This is a genomic window from Rhodococcus sp. LW-XY12, assembly GCF_019317345.1.
In the GTDB taxonomy this organism is placed as follows: Bacteria; Actinomycetota; Actinomycetes; order Mycobacteriales; family Mycobacteriaceae; genus Rhodococcus; species Rhodococcus pyridinivorans.
This window is the reverse complement of sequence record NZ_CP079225.1, coordinates 2,669,851-2,686,934: the sequence shown is the minus strand read 5'-3', so window position 1 is coordinate 2,686,934 and position 17,084 is coordinate 2,669,851. Positions and strand designations below refer to the sequence as shown.

Annotated in this window: 18 protein-coding genes; 4 read left to right on the top strand and 14 right to left on the bottom strand. The window is 69.8% G+C overall.

The window, feature by feature from the left end:
• Nucleotides 1–55: 55 nt before the first annotated feature.
• From KXC42_RS12615 to pafA, 3 genes are all read right to left on the bottom strand, one after another.
• Complete coding sequence (locus KXC42_RS12615) at nt 56–1,087, bottom strand: YafY family protein (RefSeq protein ID WP_071935038.1); 1,032 nt, start codon at nt 1,085–1,087, stop codon at nt 56–58.
• Nucleotides 1,084–2,079 (bottom strand): YafY family protein, encoded by a 996-nt coding sequence (locus KXC42_RS12610; RefSeq protein WP_006552178.1) that lies wholly within the window; start codon nt 2,077–2,079, stop codon nt 1,084–1,086. The genes KXC42_RS12615 and KXC42_RS12610 overlap by 4 nt, the downstream gene beginning before the upstream one ends.
• An 88-nt stretch (nt 2,080–2,167) precedes the next feature.
• Nucleotides 2,168–3,526 (bottom strand): Pup--protein ligase, encoded by a 1,359-nt coding sequence (gene pafA, locus KXC42_RS12605; RefSeq protein ID WP_026061779.1) that lies wholly within the window; start codon nt 3,524–3,526, stop codon nt 2,168–2,170.
• A gap of 31 nt (nt 3,527–3,557) precedes the next feature.
• Here pafA and KXC42_RS12600 point away from each other — a divergent pair, with 31 nt between their 5' ends.
• Nucleotides 3,558–5,156 (top strand): bifunctional phosphatase PAP2/diacylglycerol kinase family protein, encoded by a 1,599-nt coding sequence (locus KXC42_RS12600; RefSeq protein WP_219129096.1) that lies wholly within the window; start codon nt 3,558–3,560, stop codon nt 5,154–5,156.
• Here KXC42_RS12600 and prcA read toward each other — a convergent pair.
• From prcA to arc, 6 genes are all read right to left on the bottom strand, one after another.
• A complete protein-coding gene (prcA, locus tag KXC42_RS12595) occupies nt 5,057–5,866 on the bottom strand; it encodes a proteasome subunit alpha (RefSeq protein ID WP_219129095.1) in 810 nt (269 codons plus the stop codon). The two genes, KXC42_RS12600 and prcA, sit on opposite strands and share 100 nt — an antisense overlap.
• Entirely contained in the window at nt 5,863–6,717 is an 855-nt protein-coding gene (gene prcB, locus KXC42_RS12590) for a proteasome subunit beta (RefSeq protein WP_006552174.1), read from the bottom strand. Before prcB ends, prcA begins: the two co-directional genes overlap by 4 nt.
• Nucleotides 6,714–6,905 carry a ubiquitin-like protein Pup gene (locus KXC42_RS12585; protein ID WP_006552173.1) on the bottom strand — a complete coding sequence of 64 codons (192 nt, stop codon included), beginning with the start codon at nt 6,903–6,905 and terminating at the stop codon, nt 6,714–6,716. Before KXC42_RS12585 ends, prcB begins: the two co-directional genes overlap by 4 nt.
• A 166-nt stretch (nt 6,906–7,071) precedes the next feature.
• Nucleotides 7,072–8,565, bottom strand: coding sequence for a depupylase/deamidase Dop (dop, locus tag KXC42_RS12580; protein ID WP_006552172.1), 1,494 nt, complete (start codon nt 8,563–8,565; stop codon nt 7,072–7,074).
• 55 nt (nt 8,566–8,620) lie between these two features.
• Complete coding sequence (locus KXC42_RS12575; RefSeq protein ID WP_039586089.1) at nt 8,621–8,806, bottom strand: hypothetical protein; 186 nt, start codon at nt 8,804–8,806, stop codon at nt 8,621–8,623.
• Between the two features lie 92 nt (nt 8,807–8,898).
• Complete coding sequence (gene arc / locus KXC42_RS12570) at nt 8,899–10,668, bottom strand: proteasome ATPase (RefSeq protein WP_024101038.1); 1,770 nt, start codon at nt 10,666–10,668, stop codon at nt 8,899–8,901.
• Between the two features lie 187 nt (nt 10,669–10,855).
• On the opposite strand from arc, the gene KXC42_RS12565 reads away from it, so the two are divergent.
• A complete protein-coding gene (locus tag KXC42_RS12565) occupies nt 10,856–11,335 on the top strand; it encodes a hypothetical protein (RefSeq protein WP_006552169.1) in 480 nt (159 codons plus the stop codon).
• A 21-nt stretch (nt 11,336–11,356) separates the two neighbouring features.
• On the opposite strand, the gene KXC42_RS12560 is transcribed toward KXC42_RS12565, so the two are convergent.
• Nucleotides 11,357–12,208, bottom strand: a complete 852-nt coding sequence (locus KXC42_RS12560; protein WP_033098347.1) for a tRNA (adenine-N1)-methyltransferase — start codon at nt 12,206–12,208, stop codon at nt 11,357–11,359.
• An 89-nt stretch (nt 12,209–12,297) separates the two neighbouring features.
• On the opposite strand from KXC42_RS12560, the gene KXC42_RS12555 reads away from it, so the two are divergent.
• Together KXC42_RS12555 and KXC42_RS12550 are read left to right on the top strand one after the other, a co-directional pair.
• Nucleotides 12,298–13,173 (top strand): RecB family exonuclease, encoded by an 876-nt coding sequence (locus KXC42_RS12555; RefSeq protein ID WP_219129094.1) that lies wholly within the window; start codon nt 12,298–12,300, stop codon nt 13,171–13,173.
• Nucleotides 13,170–14,009 (top strand): thioesterase family protein, encoded by an 840-nt coding sequence (locus KXC42_RS12550; RefSeq protein WP_006552166.1) that lies wholly within the window; start codon nt 13,170–13,172, stop codon nt 14,007–14,009. Before KXC42_RS12555 ends, KXC42_RS12550 begins: the two co-directional genes overlap by 4 nt.
• A gap of 41 nt (nt 14,010–14,050) precedes the next feature.
• Here the strand turns inward: KXC42_RS12550 and hisG are convergent, their stop codons facing one another.
• The 4 genes from hisG to KXC42_RS12530 form a co-directional block, all read right to left on the bottom strand.
• Nucleotides 14,051–14,914: an ATP phosphoribosyltransferase gene (gene hisG, locus KXC42_RS12545; RefSeq protein WP_006552165.1), complete on the bottom strand. Its 864-nt coding sequence runs from the start codon at nt 14,912–14,914 to the stop codon at nt 14,051–14,053.
• Between the two features lie 94 nt (nt 14,915–15,008).
• Nucleotides 15,009–15,290 (bottom strand): phosphoribosyl-ATP diphosphatase, encoded by a 282-nt coding sequence (locus tag KXC42_RS12540; protein ID WP_170318512.1) that lies wholly within the window; start codon nt 15,288–15,290, stop codon nt 15,009–15,011.
• A gap of 40 nt (nt 15,291–15,330) precedes the next feature.
• A complete protein-coding gene (locus KXC42_RS12535; RefSeq protein ID WP_219129093.1) occupies nt 15,331–16,218 on the bottom strand; it encodes a pseudouridine synthase in 888 nt (295 codons plus the stop codon).
• 4 nt (nt 16,219–16,222) lie between these two features.
• The gene (locus tag KXC42_RS12530; protein ID WP_019289517.1) at nt 16,223–17,083 is read right to left on the bottom strand and encodes a rhodanese-related sulfurtransferase; all 861 of its coding nucleotides are present in this window, start codon (nt 17,081–17,083) and stop codon (nt 16,223–16,225) included.
• Nucleotide 17,084: the final 1 nt, after the last annotated feature.

Here is a 17,084-nt window from a genome sequence, read left to right as displayed (position 1 = left end):
GTGTATCCACCCACAATTCGCGGAGGGTTCACACAGATGTTTCACAACGCCACCCTCAGGGTGTCGGCCCCGCACCGCGGGTCGCGTTCTCCCCGTCGAGCTCGGCGTAGGCGGCCAGCGCCGCCTCGGCCCGCGCCCGCACCGCCGCCCGCAACTCCGGTGGGTCGAGCACCTGCACCCCGGCGCCGAGACCGACGAGCAGCCGCGCCATCCACCCCGGCGACGCGTACCGCATCGACGCCTCGCACCTGCCGTCGGGAAGCACCTGCACGTCGGTGAGCGGGTAGTAGTCGAGCAGCCAGGTATACGACGGGGCGATGCGCAACCGCGCGGCGGGCAGCGACGGGTCGCCCTCGAACAGTTCGAGGTGCTCGTCGTCGGTGATCGCCCGGTGCGGCGGTCGCGTCGGCTCGTCGAGCACGGTGGCGGCGTCGATGCGGTCGAAGCGGAACAGCCGCACTCCTTCGGCGCTGCGGCACCACGCCTGCAGGTAGGCGTGTTCGTCGATGATGACGATGCGGATCGGGTCGACGTCGCGTTCGGAGACGGTGTCGCGGGAAGCCGAATAGTAGGTCAGGTGCACGGCGCGCCCGTCGCGCACCGCGGCCCGCACCTGTCCGGCGGCGTCGGAGTCCCCGGCTGCCTCCGGATCAGGCTCGGCAGTCGCCGCGGTGGCGGTGTCGGTGGTGGCGGTGTCGGCGGGCAGCGCGGCGGTCCCGGCGGCCGCCTCGATCTTCGCGATCGCCGACTGCGCCGCGGACGGGTCGACGACGCCGGGCATCTCCTGCAGCGACCGCAGCGCCACGAGCAGCGCGGTGGCCTCGGTGGAGGTCAACCGCAGGGGTCGTTCGATGCCGGCGGTGAAGGTCACCACGATGCTGTCCTCGGAGAACGACAGGTCGATCAGATCACCGGGTCCGTAGCCGGGCAGGCCGCACACCCACAGCTGGTTCAGATCGTCCATCACCTGCTTGGGCGTGACCCCGAGATCGCGGGCGGCCTCGGCCGCGCTGATCCCCGGGTGCGCCAGGAAGTAGGGCACGAGATTGAGCAGTCGTCCCAGTCGCGCCGACAGTCGTGTGCTCATCGCTCCTCCTCCCCCGCATCCGTGACCGCCTGTTCGAGGATGCGGTGCACCTCGGCCCGTAACTCCGGTGGGTCGAGCACCAACGCGTCCGCGCCCTGCCCGGCGACGATCCGGGCGATCCATTCCCACGAGCGCACCGGCACCTCGAGTTCCACCCCGTCGCGGTCTCCGATCCGCCGTGCCGCGCCGGTCCGTCCGAGCCGGCGTAGCTCCCACGCGCGTCCATCGGCCACCCACAGGCGTGCCGATCCGCTGACCTCCGCCGGGGAGGTCGCGGCGAGCACCCGCCCCCTCAGATCCACGCCCTCCGGGATCTGCACCGCCCCCTCTGGGCCGATCGCGGTGATCTCGTCGCCGATGCGCGAGAGCCGGAAGGTGCGCACGGCGTCGCGGTCGCGGTCGTGGCCGACGAGATACCAGCGGCCGTGCACGGTGACCACACCCCACGGTTCGACGGTGCGCGTCGACCACGGCTCGGTGGGGGAACTGCGGTGGGTGAACCGCACCGCGCGGCGCGCGTCGATCGCGGCGAGCAACGCCGTCAACGCGGGTTCGGAACCGCGGGCGCGCGGCGGCAGCGGCGCGACGACCTCCCCGCCGTCGGAGTCGACACGGATCCCGGCGGCGCGCAGCTTGAGCACCGCGCCCTGCGCGGCGGCGGTCAGCTCCGGCGATTCCCACAGCGCGGCGGCGACGGCCACGGCGGCGGTCTCCTCGCGGGTGAGGTCGATCTCGGGCAGTTCGTAGGCGTCGCGGTTGATGCGGTAGCCCTCCACCGTCGACGACCGCGACGGCCGGCCCGTCTCGAGGGGCACCCCGAGATCGCGCAGTTCGTTCTTGTCCCGCTCGAACATGCGGCTGAACGCCTCGTCGCTCGCGCATTCGGAGTAGCCGGCCACCGAGGCACGGATCTTCTCCGCGGTCACGAACTGTCGGGTGGACAGCAGCGCGATGACCAGGTTCACCAGCCGTTCGACTTTCGAGATCGCCACGCGCCAACCCTAGTGCCCGCGCGCCGCCGGCACCGCATCACCGTCCATCGGAGCGGACCGGACGGTCCGCTCCGATGGACGGCGGTACTCACATGGAGGCGATGAGCCGTTCGACGCGTTCGTCCACGGACCGGAACGGGTCCTTGCACAACACGGTGCGCTGCGCCTGGTCGTTGAGCTTCAGATGCACCCAGTCGACGGTGAAATCGCGGCCCGCGGCCTGCGCGGCGGCGATGAAATCACCGCGCAGCTTCGCGCGGGTGGTCTGCGGCGGGGTGTTCACCGCGGCGTCGACGGACTCGTCGTCGGTGGCCCGCGCCGCCAGTCCCTTGCGTTGCAGCAGGTCGAACACACCGCGTCCGCGTTTGATGTCGTGATAGGCCAGGTCGAGCTGGGCGATCTTCGGGTCGGACAGCTCCATGTTGTAGCGGTCCTGGTAGCGCTGGAACAGCTTGCGCTTGATCACCCAGTCGATCTCGGTGTCGACCTTCGCGAAGTCCTGCGATTCGACGGCGTCGAGGACGCGGCCCCACAGGTCCACCACCTGCGCGACGTGCGGGTCGGGTTCGCGCTGGTGCAGATATTCCACCGCCCGCGCGTGGTATTCGCGCTGGATGTCCAGGGCGCTGGCCTGCCGGCCGCCGGCCAGGCGCACCGGGCGCCGGCCCGTCAGGTCGTGGGAGACCTCGCGGATGGCGCGGATCGGGTTGTCGAGCGCGAAGTCCCGGAACGGCACCCCGGCCTCGATCATCTCGAGCACCAGCGCCGCCGACCCCACCTTGAGCATGGTGGTGGTCTCGGACATGTTCGAGTCCCCGACGATCACGTGCAGGCGCCGGTACTTCTCGGCGTCGGCGTGCGGCTCGTCGCGGGTGTTGATGATCGGCCGCGACCGGGTGGTCGCCGACGAGACGCCCTCCCAGATGTGCTCGGCGCGTTGCGACAGGCAGAAGGTGGCGGCTTTGGGGGTCTGCAGCACCTTCCCGGCGCCGCAGATCAGCTGGCGGGTCACCAGGAAGGGCAGCAGCACATCGGAGATGCGGGAGAACTCGCCGACGCGGGCGACGAGATAGTTCTCGTGGCAGCCGTAGGAGTTGCCCGCAGAGTCGGTGTTGTTCTTGAACAGGAAGATGTCGCCGCCGATGCCTTCCTCGGCCAGACGCTGCTCGGCGTCGATGAGCAGTTCCTCGAGGACCCGCTCACCGGCATGGTCGTGCTCGACGAGCTGGAGCAGGTCGTCGCACTCGGCGGTGGCGTACTCGGGGTGCGAGCCGACATCGAGATACAGTCGCGCCCCGTTCCGCAGGAAGACGTTCGAACTGCGCCCCCAGGACACCACCCGGCGGAACAGATAGCGGGCCACCTCGTCGGGGCTCAACCGACGATGCCCGTGGAAGGTACACGTGACGCCGAACTCCGTCTCGATACCCATGATTCGTCGCTGCACACTTCGACAGTACCGCGCGAACCCGACCCCCATGGGTCGCAACGACATCTACGGTCGAGGTGTGATCGTTCCCGAGCGTTACCGCACCGCCGACCGGGCCCTGTTCGAGCGCTCCGGGGCGCTGCGCGCGTCCCCCGCCGACCCGCTGCTGCGCGATCTCGGACGCGCCGCCAACCACAGTGTGCTGTGGGTGGCGTGCGCCGCGGTGTGCGCCACCGCCGGCGGTCACGCCCGCCGCGGGGCGGTGCGGGGTCTGCTGTCGGTGGCCGGGGCCAGTGCCTTGACCAACGGGCTGCTCAAACCGCTGTTGCCGCGCCGCCGGCCCCCGGCGCGCACCGACCCGAAGTTTCGGCGCCGCACGGTGCCGATCCCCCGCTCGTCGTCGTTCCCGTCCGGGCACGCCGCGTCGGCGGCGGCGTTCGCGACCGGGGTGGTGCTCGAATCCCCTGCGACTGGGGCGGTTCTGGCGCCGCTGGCCGCGGCGGTGGCCTATTCGCGGGTGCACACCGGCGTGCACTGGCCCGGCGACGTCGTCGTCGGCGCCGCGGTCGGGGCGACGGTGGCGTGGTCGACGCGCCGCTGGTGGGCGGTGCGCAGCCGCGAACCGGCGACCGTGCAGGTCGCGGCGGCCGCGCCCGCCCTGCCCGGCGGCGACGGAATGCTGCTGGTGGTCAACCGCGATGCCGGGACCGCCGAGGAGATCGCCGCGCGGGTCACCGCCGCGCTGCCGAGGGTGCGTCGCGTCGATCTGGATCCCGACGGTGATCCGGCGGAGCAGTCGGAACGTCTGCTGACCGAATATCGGCCGCAGGCGGTGGGGGTGTGCGGCGGGGACGGCACCGTCGCGGCGGTGCTCGACGTCGCCGTCGACGCGCGGCTGCCGGTGGCGGTGTTCCCCGGCGGCACCCTCAACCATTTCGCGCTCGATCTCGGCGTGGTGGATCTGGAGGAGACGGTGCGGGCGGTCACCGCCGGGCAGGCGGTGGCCGTCGGGCTCGGGCAGGTGACGGTGACCGGGCCGGACGGGCGCACGGTGCGGCGGTTCGTCAACACCGCCAGCCTCGGTGGCTATCCGGATGCGGTGCGGTTGCGGCAGCACTGGGAACCGCGGATCGGCAAGTGGCCGGCGGCGGGGTTGGCGATGCTCGCGGTGCTGCGCACGGCGAGCCCGATGCCGGTCCGCATCGACGGGGCGGGGCGGGCGGTGTGGTTGCTGTTCGTCGGCAACGGCCGCTACACCCCGGCAGATCAGGTGCCGATGTCCCGGGCGCATCTGGATCCGGGCACCCTCGACGTGCGGTATCTACCCGCGGAGAGCCGGTTCTCGCGGCTGCGTCTGCTGGTCGCTGCGGCGACCGGCACCCTCGGCGCGTCACCGATGTATCGGCAGCGGCACATCCCGGGCCTGGCGGTGGAGGTCATCGGGGATCCGGTGGCGTTGGCCACCGACGGGGAGGTCCTCGCCGACGGCACCGGTTTCGACTTCGAGGTGGTGCCGTCGGCGTTGACGGTCTATCGGCTCGCGGTGGATCAGCCCGCGTCGGGACCGGACTCGGTCTCCGAGCCGGTCGCGGTGTCGGACCCCGATTCGGGGGCCGGATCGGCGGGCGTCTCCGACGGCGCCGCCTGAGCAGAACTGCTGGGCAGCAGCGCGTCGAGCGCCGCCCCCGAGATGCGCCGGAAGGCGCGGCGCGGCCGCTGCTTCTCGAGCACCGCGACCTCGAGTTCCCCGCGGCCGAGCACCCGCGGCGCCGCGTCGGCGGTGGCGGGCTGCTGCAGCGCGGTCACCGCCACGGCGACCGCCTCGTCGAGCGGCAGACCCGGCTTGTACGACGAGCGCAGCGCGGTGATGATCGGTTCGGTGTTGCCGCCCATCACCACGAACTGCGGTTCGTCGACGATCGAGCCGTCGTAGGTGATGCGGTACAGCTGCGGGCCGTCGTCGGTGTCGGCGCGCCCGACCTCGGCGACGCAGATCTCCACCTCGTACGGCTTGGGCTGCTCGGTGAAGATGGTGCCGAGGGTCTGCGCGTAGGCGTTCGCCAGTGCCCGCCCGGTCACGTCCCGCCGGTCGTAGGAGTAGCCGCGCATGTCGGCGTGCATGATCCCGGCGCGCCGCAGATTCTCGAACTCGTTGTACTTGCCGACGGCCGCAAAACCGACCCGGTCGTACAGTTCGCTGATCTTGTGCAGCGCCTTCGACGGATTCTCCGCCACCAGCAGCACACCGCCGGCGTAGGTCAACGCGATCACCGACCGGCCGCGGGCGATGCCCTTACGGGCCAGCTCCGAGCGATCGCGCATGATCTGCTCGGCGGACGCATAGTACGGAAGTGTCACCGGGCATCTCCTGCGGTGCGGTCGGCCACGATGGTGCGGGCCAGCTCGGACAGGGTTTCCTCCGCGACGGCCACGGCCCCGGCCGCGGTGATCACCACCGCCGTCGGGTAGATCCCGCGGGTGGTGTCGGGACCACCGGTGGCGGTGTCATCGTCGGCCGCGTCGTACAGCGCCTCGACGGCGCTGCGCAGCGCGCTCTGTTCGTCGGCATCGGCGCGGTAGAGCTTCTTGAGCGACGAGCGGGCGAACAACGATCCGGAGCCGACCGCGTGGTAGCCGGCGCGTTCCTCGTAGCGGCCCCCGACCACGTCGTAGGACACGATCCGCCCGGCGCGGTGCGCATCGGACGCGTCGAGGTCGAAACCGACCAGCAACGGCACCACGGCCAAGCCCTGCATGGCCGCACCGAGATTGCCGCGCACCATCGACGAGAGCCGATTGGCCTTGCCGTCGAAGGTCAGCGGCACACCTTCGATCTTCTCGTAGTGCTCGAGTTCGACCGCGAACAGTCGCACGAGCTCGATCGCCAGACCCGCGGTGCCGGCGATGCCGGCCGCCGAATAGTTGTCGGTGATGAACACCTTGTCGACATCGCGGGAGGCGATCAGGTTGCCCATGGTCGCGCGCCGGTCGCCGGCGATGAGCACACCCCCGTCGAAGGTCAGCGCCACGATGGTGGTGCCGTGCGGGGCGAGGTCCACGTGGTCACCTCGTTCGAATCGGAACCGGTTCTCCGGCAGCATCTCCGGGGCGTGCATCCGCAGGTGGTCGGAGAACGACGACAAGGGCGACGCGAGGTGCAGCTTCGGCTGCACCTCGCGGTAGGGAAGAGAGGATCGTTCGGCTGTCACTGGCCACCTTTCTGCACATATGCCCGCACGAAGTCCTCTGCGTTCTCCTCGAGCACGTCGTCGATCTCGTCGAGAAGATCGTCGGTGTCCGAGGCGAGCTTCTCGCGACGCTCCTGACCGGCACCGCCGTCACCGACGACCTCGTCGTCGTCTCCGCCGCCACCGCGTGTGGTCTGCTCCTGTGCCATAGCCGCCGACCTCCTCCTGTACTCGGCGCGGAACCGTCACCGGTCGACGATCGGTGTGGTCACCGCTGCTTCGAACTCCTACCCTACCCAGCGAACCGGTCCACCGGTGGCGACACGCGTACTCGCGGCCTGTGATCCGGCCACCGCCCTCCGCCGGGAGGGGTGGTCAGTGAGTGAGCTGATCGACCAGTTCCGCCGCCGACTGCGCAGTCTCGAGCAGCTCCCCGACATGCGCGCGGCTGCCACGCAGCGGCTCGAGCGTCGGGATGCGCACCAGCGATTCGCGACCGAGATCGAAGATCACCGAATCCCAGCTCGCCGCCGCGATATCGGCACCGAAACGGCGCAGGCACTCACCGCGGAAGTAGGCGCGGGTGTCCGACGGCGGGGTGTGCACCGCATCGAGGACCTGCTGCTCGGACACCAGCCGCTGCATCGACCCGCGGGCCACGAGGCGGTTGTACAGGCCCTTGTCCAGGCGCACATCCGAGTACTGCAGGTCGACCATGTGCAGGCGCGGCGCCGACCAGGACAGTCCCTCGCGGTTGCGGAAGCCCTCGAGCAGCCGCAGCTTCGCGGGCCAGTCCAGCAGGTCGGCGCATTCCATCGGGTCGCGTTCGAGCAGATCGAGCACCATCGCCCACTTGTCGAGGATGTCGAGGATCCGCTTGTCCTCGGTGCCATCGTGGAACTTCGCGACCCGCTCGTGGTAGATCCGCTGCAGCGCCAGACCTGTCAGCTCCCGGCCGTCGGCGAGCGCGACGGTCTTGCGCAGCGACGGGTCGTGGCTGATGTGGTGCACCGCGGTGACCGGGCGGGCGAGCTGCAGATCCGACAGGTCGATGCCGGCCTCGATCAGGTCGAGCACCAGCGCGGTGGTGCCGACCTTGAGGTAGGTGGACATCTCCGCCAGATTCGCATCGCCGATGATCACGTGCAGGCGCCGGTACTTGTCGGCGTCGGCGTGCGGCTCGTCGCGGGTGTTGATGATGCCGCGCTTGAGGGTGGTCTCGAGACCGACCTCGACCTCGATGTAGTCGGCGCGCTGCGAGAGCTGGAAACCGGGCTCGTCACCGGACTGGCCGATCCCGACCCGGCCGGAGCCGGTGATGACCTGCCGGGAGACGAAGAACGGGGTCAGGCCCGCGACCACCGCGGAGAACGGGGTCTCCCGGTCCATCAGGTAGTTCTCGTGGGTGCCGTAGGAGGCGCCCTTGCCGTCGACATTGTTCTTGTACAGCTGCAGTCGCGGCGCGCCGGGCACACTCGACGCGTGCCGGGCGGCGGCCTCCATCACCCGTTCCCCGGCCTTGTCCCAGATCACCGCGTCGAGGGGGTCGGCGACCTCCGGGGCGGAGTATTCGGGGTGGGCGTGGTCGACGTACAGGCGCGCCCCGTTGGTGAGGATCATGTTCGCGGCACCGACCTCGTCGGCGTCGATGACCGGGGCCGGGCCGTTGAACCGCCCCAGATCGAAGCCCCGCGCGTCGCGCAGGGGCGATTCGACCTCGTAGTCCCAGCGGGTGCGGCGGGCGCGCGGCACCCCTTCGGCGGCCGCGTAGGCCAGCACCGCCTGCGTGGAGGTCAGGATCGGGTTCGCCGATGGCTCGTTGGGTGAGGAGATCCCGTACTCGACCTCGATACCGATGATCCGCTGCATGCCCTCGAGCCTAGGCGATCCGGACGCTCACGGTCGTGACCAGCCCCGCCACCGGTCAGCGGTGCGGCTGCGGGGTGCAGTCCAGATAGCCGTGCGCCCCGATCGCCTGCAGCGCCACCCGGCCCGAGCGGCGCCCGCGATGCTCGACCACCGCGGTGCCCGGCAGCAGCTGCGCGAACGGGGTGGTGACCCGGTTGGTGACGATCTTGTCGAACCGGGCCAGGGTGCGCGGCAACGGCACGGTCGGTCCTCCCCCTGGATAGGCCGCGACGGCCGGACCTTCCGGAGGAGGGAAGGCCCGGCCGTCGCGGATCGATTGTCGCGGGTCGATTCCTACAGGTACTGGCCGGTGTTCGACTCGGTGTCGATCGCGCGGCTCGCGCTGGCGTTCTTGCCGGTGACCAGGGTGCGGATGTACACGATCCGCTCGCCCTTCTTCCCCGAGATCCGGGCCCAGTCGTCCGGATTCGTGGTGTTGGGCAGGTCCTCGTTCTCGGCGAACTCGTCGACGATCGAATCGAGCAGGTGCTGCACCCGCAGACCGGGCGCCCCGGTCTCGAGCACCGACTTGATCGCATACTTCTTCGCCCGGTCGACGATGTTCTGGATCATCGCGCCGGAGTTGAAGTCCTTGAAGTACAGGACCTCCTTGTCGCCGTTGGCGTAGGTGACCTCGAGGAAACGGTTGTCCTCGGACTCGGCGTACATCCGCTCGACGACCCGCTCGATCATCGCCCGCACGCACGCGACCCGATCGCCGCCGAACTCGGCGAGATCGTCGGCGTGCACCGGCAGGCTCTCGGTCAGGTACTTCGAGAAGATGTCCTGCGCGGCCTCCGCGTCCGGACGCTCGATCTTGATCTTCACGTCGAGGCGGCCGGGCCGCAGGATCGCCGGGTCGATCATGTCCTCACGGTTCGACGCGCCGATGACGATGACGTTCTCGAGCCCTTCGACACCGTCGATCTCGGCGAGCAGCTGCGGCACCACCGTGGTCTCCACATCGGAGGACACACCGGAACCGCGGGTGCGGAAGATCGAATCCATCTCGTCGAAGAACACGATCACCGGGGTGCCCTCGGACGCCTTCTCCCGGGCCCGCTGGAAGATCAACCGGATGTGCCGTTCGGTCTCACCGACGAACTTGTTCAGCAGCTCCGGGCCCTTGATGTTCAGGAAGAACGACTTCGCTTCCTTCGAATCGTCCCCGCGGGCCTCGGCGATCTTCTTCGCCAGCGAGTTCGCGACCGCCTTCGCGATCAGGGTCTTACCGCAACCGGGCGGGCCGTACAGCAACACACCCTTCGGCGGGCGCAGCGAGTACTCGCGGAACAGGTCCTTGTGCAGGAAGGGCAGCTCCACCGCGTCGCGAATCTGCTCGATCTGCCGGCCCAGACCGCCGATGTCGCTGTAGCCGACGTCCGGGACCTCCTCGAGCACGAGATCCTCGACCTCGGCCTTGGGGATCCGTTCGAAGGCGTAGCCGGCCTTGCTGTCGACCAGCAACGAATCACCGGGGCGCAGCGTGAACGAGTTCTCGTCGTCGACGAGCAGATCGGTCTTGTCGTCGGCGGCGGCCGCGGCGAGCGGGGCGGCCAGCCACACGATGCGTTCCTCGTCGGCGTGCCCGACCACCAGCGCGCGGGTGCCGTCGTCGAGCACCTCCCGCAGGGTGGTGATCTCGCCGACGCGTTCGAAACCACCGACCTCCACGACGGTCAACGCCTCGTTCAGCCGCACCGTCTGACCGGGCCGGAAGGTGTCGAGTTCGAGATTCGGGGACACCGCGACCCGCATCTTGCGGCCCGAGGTGAACACGTCGACGGTCTGATCGTCGAACGTCTCGAGCAGCACCCCGTAGCCGCTCGGCGGCTGGGCCAGCCGGTCGACCTCCTCGCGCAGCGTGATCAGCTGCTGGCGCGCATCCTTGAGGGTCTCGAGCAGTTTGCCGTTGCGGACCGTGAGGGACTCGAGCCGGGCTTCGAGGTCGCGTACCTGATCGGACGGTTCGCCGAGCCGACGACGCAAGGTCGCCACCTCTGCGCGCAACTCTTCGATTTCGCGTGCCGCCGCAACCGCATCCGGCTTCTCTGACGAGCTCATAGCGACTCCCTCCACTGTCGGTCATTCCACGCTACCGGGACATCGCCCCACATGGGGGAGGACACGAAACAGTCGTGTTCCGAACATGTGTCGCGTGTGGGGCGCGCCATGGCGCCGCACCTCCGGCACGCTGTTAGGCTCCCCTAAATATCGTGCGTCGACCGTTTCTCTCGAAAGGTACTCCTCCGTGACCCCACGTCCAGTTCGCACACTCTGCGCCGCCACCGCGATCGCCGCCCTCACCGCCCTGACCGGCTGCAGCTCCGACGACGCCGGCGACGACACCGCTGCCACGACCAGCGCAACGACGACCACCAGCACCACCGTGACCGCCGCGGTCACCGTCGAGCAACTGCAGGAACAGATCGACGTGTTCTTCGACCCGGCCGCCACCACCGAGGACCGTGCCGCGGTCGTGGAGAACGGCGCCGCGCGCACCGCCGTGCTCGATCAGTTCACCGGTGTGCTCGCCGGCTACCCGCTCACCGGCACCGTCGGCGAGATCACCACGGTCGACGCCGACACCGTCACCGCGACCACCGAGGTCGCCGGCCCGCACGGCGGCGCCCCGATGCCGCTGACCTTCGAGCAGATCGACGGCACCTGGGTCATCGCCGACGAGAGCGCCTGCTCGATCCTGGCCGCGGGCACGCTCAGCTGCGAATAACCCCTGTGGGTCGGCGTCGGCTCAGCCCTTGCTGGGCCGGCGCTGCGGCTTCGGGGTCTCCACCCCGTCCTGCAGGCGCCGGGCACTGACCAGGAACGCCGTGTGCCCCTGCATCCGATGCTCCGGCCGCACCGCCAGCCCCACCACGTGCCAGCCGCGCACCATCGACTCCCACGAACGCGGCTCGGTCCAGCAGGTCTGCTCCCGCATCGCCTCGACCACCCGCGACAGCTGCGTCGTCGTCGCCACATAGACGATGAGCACCCCGCCGGGCACCAGCGCCTTCTTCACCGTCTCGAGCACATCCCAGGGGGCGAGCATGTCCAGCACCACCCGGTCGACGCGGCCGTACTTCTCGACGTCGTAGTCCGCCAGATCCCCGAGCACCGTCGCCCAGTTCGCCGGGCGCTGCCCGAAGAAGGTGTCGACATTGCGCTCGGCGTATTCGAGATGGTCCTCGCGCACCTCGTAGGAGATCACCCGGCCGCTCTCGCCGACGGCGCGCAGCAGCGAACACGTCAGCGCGCCGGAACCGGCGCCGGCCTCGAGCACCGTCGCGCCGGGAAAGATGTCGCCCTCCTGCACGATCTGCGCGGCGTCCTTCGGGTAGATCACCTGCGCACCGCGCGGCATCGACATCACATAGTCGACGAGCAGCGGACGCAACGCCAGATAGGGGGTGCCGTTGGTGGAGGTGACCACCACACCCTCGTCGGTGCCGATCAGATCGTCGTGCAGGATCCCGCCGCGATGGGTGTGGAACTCCTTGCCCGGTTCGAGCACCACGGTGTACTTGCGGCCCTTGGCGTCGGTCAACTGCACCCGGTCCCCCACCTGGAAGGGTCCGCTGCGCCCGAGTCCGCCTACCGCCATCGCCGTGTCCACCTTCGTTCCAGCCCCGCACCCGGGATCGGGCACGCGGGTCCGGCACCGTGTCGGACCCGCGTCCTAGCCTGCCAGGTGTGACCACAGCTGCGCCCACACCCCCCACCGACACGACGCGGCCGGTCGCCCTGTCCCCCTCCCGGGCCGCCGACTTCACCCGCTGCCCGCTGCTCTACCGCTTCAAGGCCGTCGACCGGCTCACCGCACCCCCGACCCGCGCCCAGGCACGCGGCACCGTCGTGCACGCCGCCCTCGAAGCGTTGTTCGGCCTCGCCGGACCGGCCCGCACCGCCACCGCCGCGCAGACCCTGCTGCCCGACGCCCTGGCCCGGGTCCTCGCCGCCACCCCCGATCTGGGCGTGGACACCGACGACGCGGGGTTCCTCGCCGAGGCCGCCGCGCTGCTGGACACCTACTTCACCGTCGAGGACCCCACCGCGGTCACCGCCGACGGCTGCGAACTGCGGGTGGACACCACCCTCGACGGCGACGTCCCGCTGCGCGGCATCATCGACCGCCTCGATGTCGACGCCACCGGTGCGGTGCATGTCGTCGACTACAAGACCGGCCGCGCCCCGTCCCCGCGCAGCGAGCGGGCGGCGCTGTTCCAGCTGAAGTTCTACGCGCTGATCGTGTGGCGGCAACGCGGCATCGTCCCGGCCTCGCTGCGGCTGCTGTATCTCGGCGACGGTCAGGTGCTGCACTACCGGCCCGACCCCGAGGAACTGCGTCGCTTCGAACGGATCGTGCGGGCGATGTGGGCGACGATCCGGCAGTTGCGCGCCAGCGGCGACTTCCGCCCCAATCCCGGTCCCGGCTGCCGGTGGTGCGATCATCGGGCATTGTGCCCGGCGTTCGGCGGTACCCCACCGCCGTATCCCGCCGACGGCGTTGCGACGCAATCGACACCGGGCGCGCCCCACCGCATCGAGCAGCAGGAGAATCCCGAGTGAGCGACGCCGCCTACTACGTGCCGGTCCCCCGGCCGACCACCCCCACCGGCCCGGTCGACGACGTCGAGATCGCGGTGTTCCGCCCCACCGAACACACCGTCAGCACCTGGGGACCGCACCTGCAGCACGGCGCCCCACCCTCGGCGCTGCTCGCCCGCGCCATCGACCGGCACCGGCCCCGCCCCGCCACCCGCCTGAGCCGGCTCACCGTCGAACTGCTCGGCCCCGTCCCCCTCACCGACCTCGAGGTGCGCACCCACATCGAACGACCCGGTCGCCGCATCGAACTGGTCGTCGCCGAATTGTGGGCCACCGCCCCCGACGGCACCGACCGCCCGGTGGCGCGCGGCACCGGCTGGCGCCTCGAAACCATCGACCTGCCGCAGGTCGCGCGGACCTCCGAAACCCCGCTGCCCGCCCCCGTCCACTTCGAAGCCACCGCCCCGCACGTCTTCTGGAAGGGCGGCTACATCGACACCGTCGAATGGCGCATCATCGTCCCCTTCGGCGCTCCCGGCCTGTCGTCGGCGTGGGTGCGCAGCGAGATCGCCCTCGTGGAAGGCGAAACCCCCAGCGGGCTCGACCGGTTGATGAGCGTCGCCGACGTCGCCAACGGTGTCGGATCCAAACTCGACCCCCGCGAGTACACCTTCCTCAACACCGAACTGACCGTGCACCTGTTCCGCGCCCCCGAGTTCCGCGAACAGGACTGGGTGGGGATCGCCGCGGAGATGTCCGTCGGACCCGACGGGGTCGGCATGACCGCCGGTCTGCTCTACGACGAGACCGGCGCGCTCGGCCGCATCGCCCAGAACGTGCAGGTGCGGTCCCGCTGATCAGCGGGACCGCACCGGAAGATGGCGGGATCGGTGCGCGTCTATTCGGGGGCGCGCATCGCCCGGCACGAGCGGATGTTCGACGCGAGGATCGCGCGGGCACCGATCTCGGCGAGCCGGTCCATCACCGCGTTGTGGCCCTTGCGCGGCACCATCGCCCGCACCGCCACCGAATTCTCGTTCGCCAACGGCGAGATCGTCGGCGACTCGAGACCGGGCGTGACCTGCACGGCCTGCTCGAGCAGGTGCTTCGGGCAGTCGTAATCGATCATCACGTACTGCTGCGCGAAGACCACACCCTCGAGACGGGCGATCAGCTGGTTGCGGGCCCGATCCGAGCGATCCGAATCCTCCCGCTCGATCAGCACACCCTCCGAATCGCACAACGACTCGCCGAAGGCGACGAGATCGTGCTGCCGCAACGTCCGGCCCGAGCCGACCACATCGGCGATCGCGTCGGCGACCCCGAGCTGGATGGAGATCTCCACCGCACCGTCGAGCCGGATCACCTCGGCCTCGATGCCGCGGGCGGCGAGATCACGACGCACCAGATTCGCGTACGAGGTGGCGATGCGCAGACCCTGCAGATCCTCGACCGACCAGTCGCGGCCCTTCGGCGCGGCGTACCGGAAACGCGAGGACCCGAAGCCCAGCGACAACCGCTCGGTGACCGGAGCCCCCGAATCCATCGCCAGGTCGCGGCCGGTGATCCCCAGATCCAGCTCGCCGGAACCGACGTAGATCGCGATGTCCTTCGGCCGCAGGAAGAAGAACTCGACGTCGTTGACCGGGTCGATGACCGTCAGATCCCGCGAGTCGGTGCGCCGACGGTAGCCGGCCTCCTGCAGGATCTCGGCGGCGGACTCGGACAGCGAACCTTTGTTGGGGACTGCGACGCGCAGCATGACGGATTGGGTCCTTTCGAACGACGAGCAGAAGCGAGGAAGGGATCTACAGGGGGGCACGGACGGCGGCACCGGCACAGCGGGCCACCGGCCGTCACAGATGCTTGTAGACGTCCTCGAGCTTCAGACCCCGCCCCACCATCAGCACCTGCACCCAGTACAGCAGCTGCGAAATCTCCTCGGACAGTTCCTCGTCGGACTGGTACTCGGCGGCGATCCACACCTCACCGGCCTCTTCGAGTACCTTCTTGCCCTGGAAATGCACGCCGGCGTCCAGGGCGGCGACGGTGCCGGAGCCCTCGGGGCGGGTCGCGGCGCGTTCGGACAGCTCGGCGAACAGGGAATCGAAGGTCTTCACAGGGGTCGATTGTTTCATGCCCCGCCACCGGCCCCACAGCCAGGACACCAACCCTCGCTCAGAACTCGAGTTCCCGCCCGCTGACGAACCGCCGCTCCACCCCGCTGATCGGATCGGTGAACTCCAGCGACCGCGCCAGCAACCGCAGCGGATCGGTGAAATCGTCCGCGTCGCGCCGCCGGAACCACGGATAGAAGTTGTCCCCCACGATCGGCACCCCCAACGACGCCAGATGCAGCCGCAGCTGGTGGGTGCGACCGGTGCGCGGGAACAACCGGTAACGGGCCAGCTCCCCACGCCGCTCGACCAGCTCGATGCGCGTCTCCGACTTCGGTTCGTCGGCGAACTGCTCGGCCGTCGGCTCCCCGTGCCGCTTGACGATCCGCGTGCGCACCACCTGCGGGAACGACAGGTCGGACCGATAACCGGCGACCGCCTCGTACACCTTGCGCACCCGCTGACGCTCGAACAGCTCCTGATAGGGCCGCCGCCATGCCGGATCCGTCGTGCACAGCAGCACCCCGGCGGTCATCCGGTCGAGCCGGTGCACCGGCACCAGATGCGGCAACTCCAGCTCGCGCCGCAACCGCACCACCACCGACTCGCGGATGTGCGCTCCGCGCGGGATCGTCGCCAGGAAATGCGGCTTGTCCACCACCACGAGACCGTCCTCCCGATGCAACACGCGCACCGGGAACGGCACCGGCACCTCCGGCGGCGGATCGCGGTAGAAGTACACGAACCGCGTCGGCTGATACGGCGTGCACGCCTCGACGCGGCGGCCGTGCTCGTCGACCAACTCCCCCGCCCCCATGTGCGCCGCCCAGTCCTCCTCGGGGTGGCCGGCCTGCAGGAACTCGACGATCGTGGTCGCGTCGGCATCGGCGGGCATCCGGATGCGGTCGGGGCCGAGCCCGTCGCGCACCGGCAGCGGTGCAGCACGCACCGGTCTACGCCTCCACGAGGTCCGGGACGCAGCCCTCGCACACCAGAGTCAACTCCCGGCCGTGGAGATCCGGATGATTCCGGTACCGCGAGGTCGGCGTCCCGCACAGGGTGCAGCGGCCGATCACCGGCGCCTCGGCGCTGAACTCGACGTTCATCCGCCCGTCGAAGACGTACAGCGAACCCTCCCACAGGCCCTCGTCTCCGAAGGTCTCGCCGTAGCGGACGATGCCACCGTCGAGCTGGTAGACCTCTTCGAACCCGCGATTGCGCATCAACGCCGACAGCACCTCACAGCGCACCCCACCGGTGCAGTAGGTGACCACCGGGCGGTTCTTGAGATGGTCGTAGCGTCCGCTGTCGAGCTCGGCGACGAAATCGCGGGTCGTGGCGACATCCGGCACGATCGCATCCCGGAACCGGCCGATCTGCGCCTCGAAGCGGTTGCGGCCGTCGAAGAACACCACCTCGTCGCCGCGCTCGGCGACCAGCTCGTGCACGCCGTGCGGCGACAGATGGGTGCCGCCGTCGACGATGCCGTTCTCGTCGACCTTCACCTCGTCGGGCACCCCGAACGTCACGATCTCCGGACGTACCTTCACCGACAGCCGCGGAAAGTCGTCGCCGGTGCCGTCGGACCACTTGATATCGGTGTCCTTGAAGGCCGCATAACCGCGCAAGCCACGCACGTACTTCTTCACGTCGGCGATGTCACCGCCGACGGTGCCGTTGATGCCGTGCTCCGAGATGAGAATCCGCCCGGTCAACCCCAGCGACGACGCGAGGGTGTGCTGCCACAACCGGATCGCCTCCGGGTCGGGCAACGGGGTGAACTTGTAGAACAGCACGATCTTCGGGACCGCCACC

Excerpts from the sequence above, each read along its gene's own strand:
- KXC42_RS12600 (WP_219129096.1), top strand. The coding sequence starts at position 3,558 with ATGGGTCGCAACGACATCTACGGTCGAGGTGTGATCGTTCCCGAGCGT.
- KXC42_RS12615 (WP_071935038.1), bottom strand. The coding sequence starts at position 1,087 with ATGAGCACACGACTGTCGGCGCGACTGGGACGACTGCTCAATCTCGTG.
- KXC42_RS12585 (WP_006552173.1), bottom strand. The coding sequence starts at position 6,905 with ATGGCACAGGAGCAGACCACACGCGGTGGCGGCGGAGACGACGACGAG.
- KXC42_RS12540 (WP_170318512.1), bottom strand. The coding sequence starts at position 15,290 with ATGAAACAATCGACCCCTGTGAAGACCTTCGATTCCCTGTTCGCCGAG.
- arc (WP_024101038.1), bottom strand. The coding sequence starts at position 10,668 with ATGAGCTCGTCAGAGAAGCCGGATGCGGTTGCGGCGGCACGCGAAATC.
- hisG (WP_006552165.1), bottom strand. The coding sequence starts at position 14,914 with ATGCTGCGCGTCGCAGTCCCCAACAAAGGTTCGCTGTCCGAGTCCGCC.
- KXC42_RS12560 (WP_033098347.1), bottom strand. The coding sequence starts at position 12,208 with ATGGCGGTAGGCGGACTCGGGCGCAGCGGACCCTTCCAGGTGGGGGAC.
- dop (WP_006552172.1), bottom strand. The coding sequence starts at position 8,565 with ATGCAGCGGATCATCGGTATCGAGGTCGAGTACGGGATCTCCTCACCC.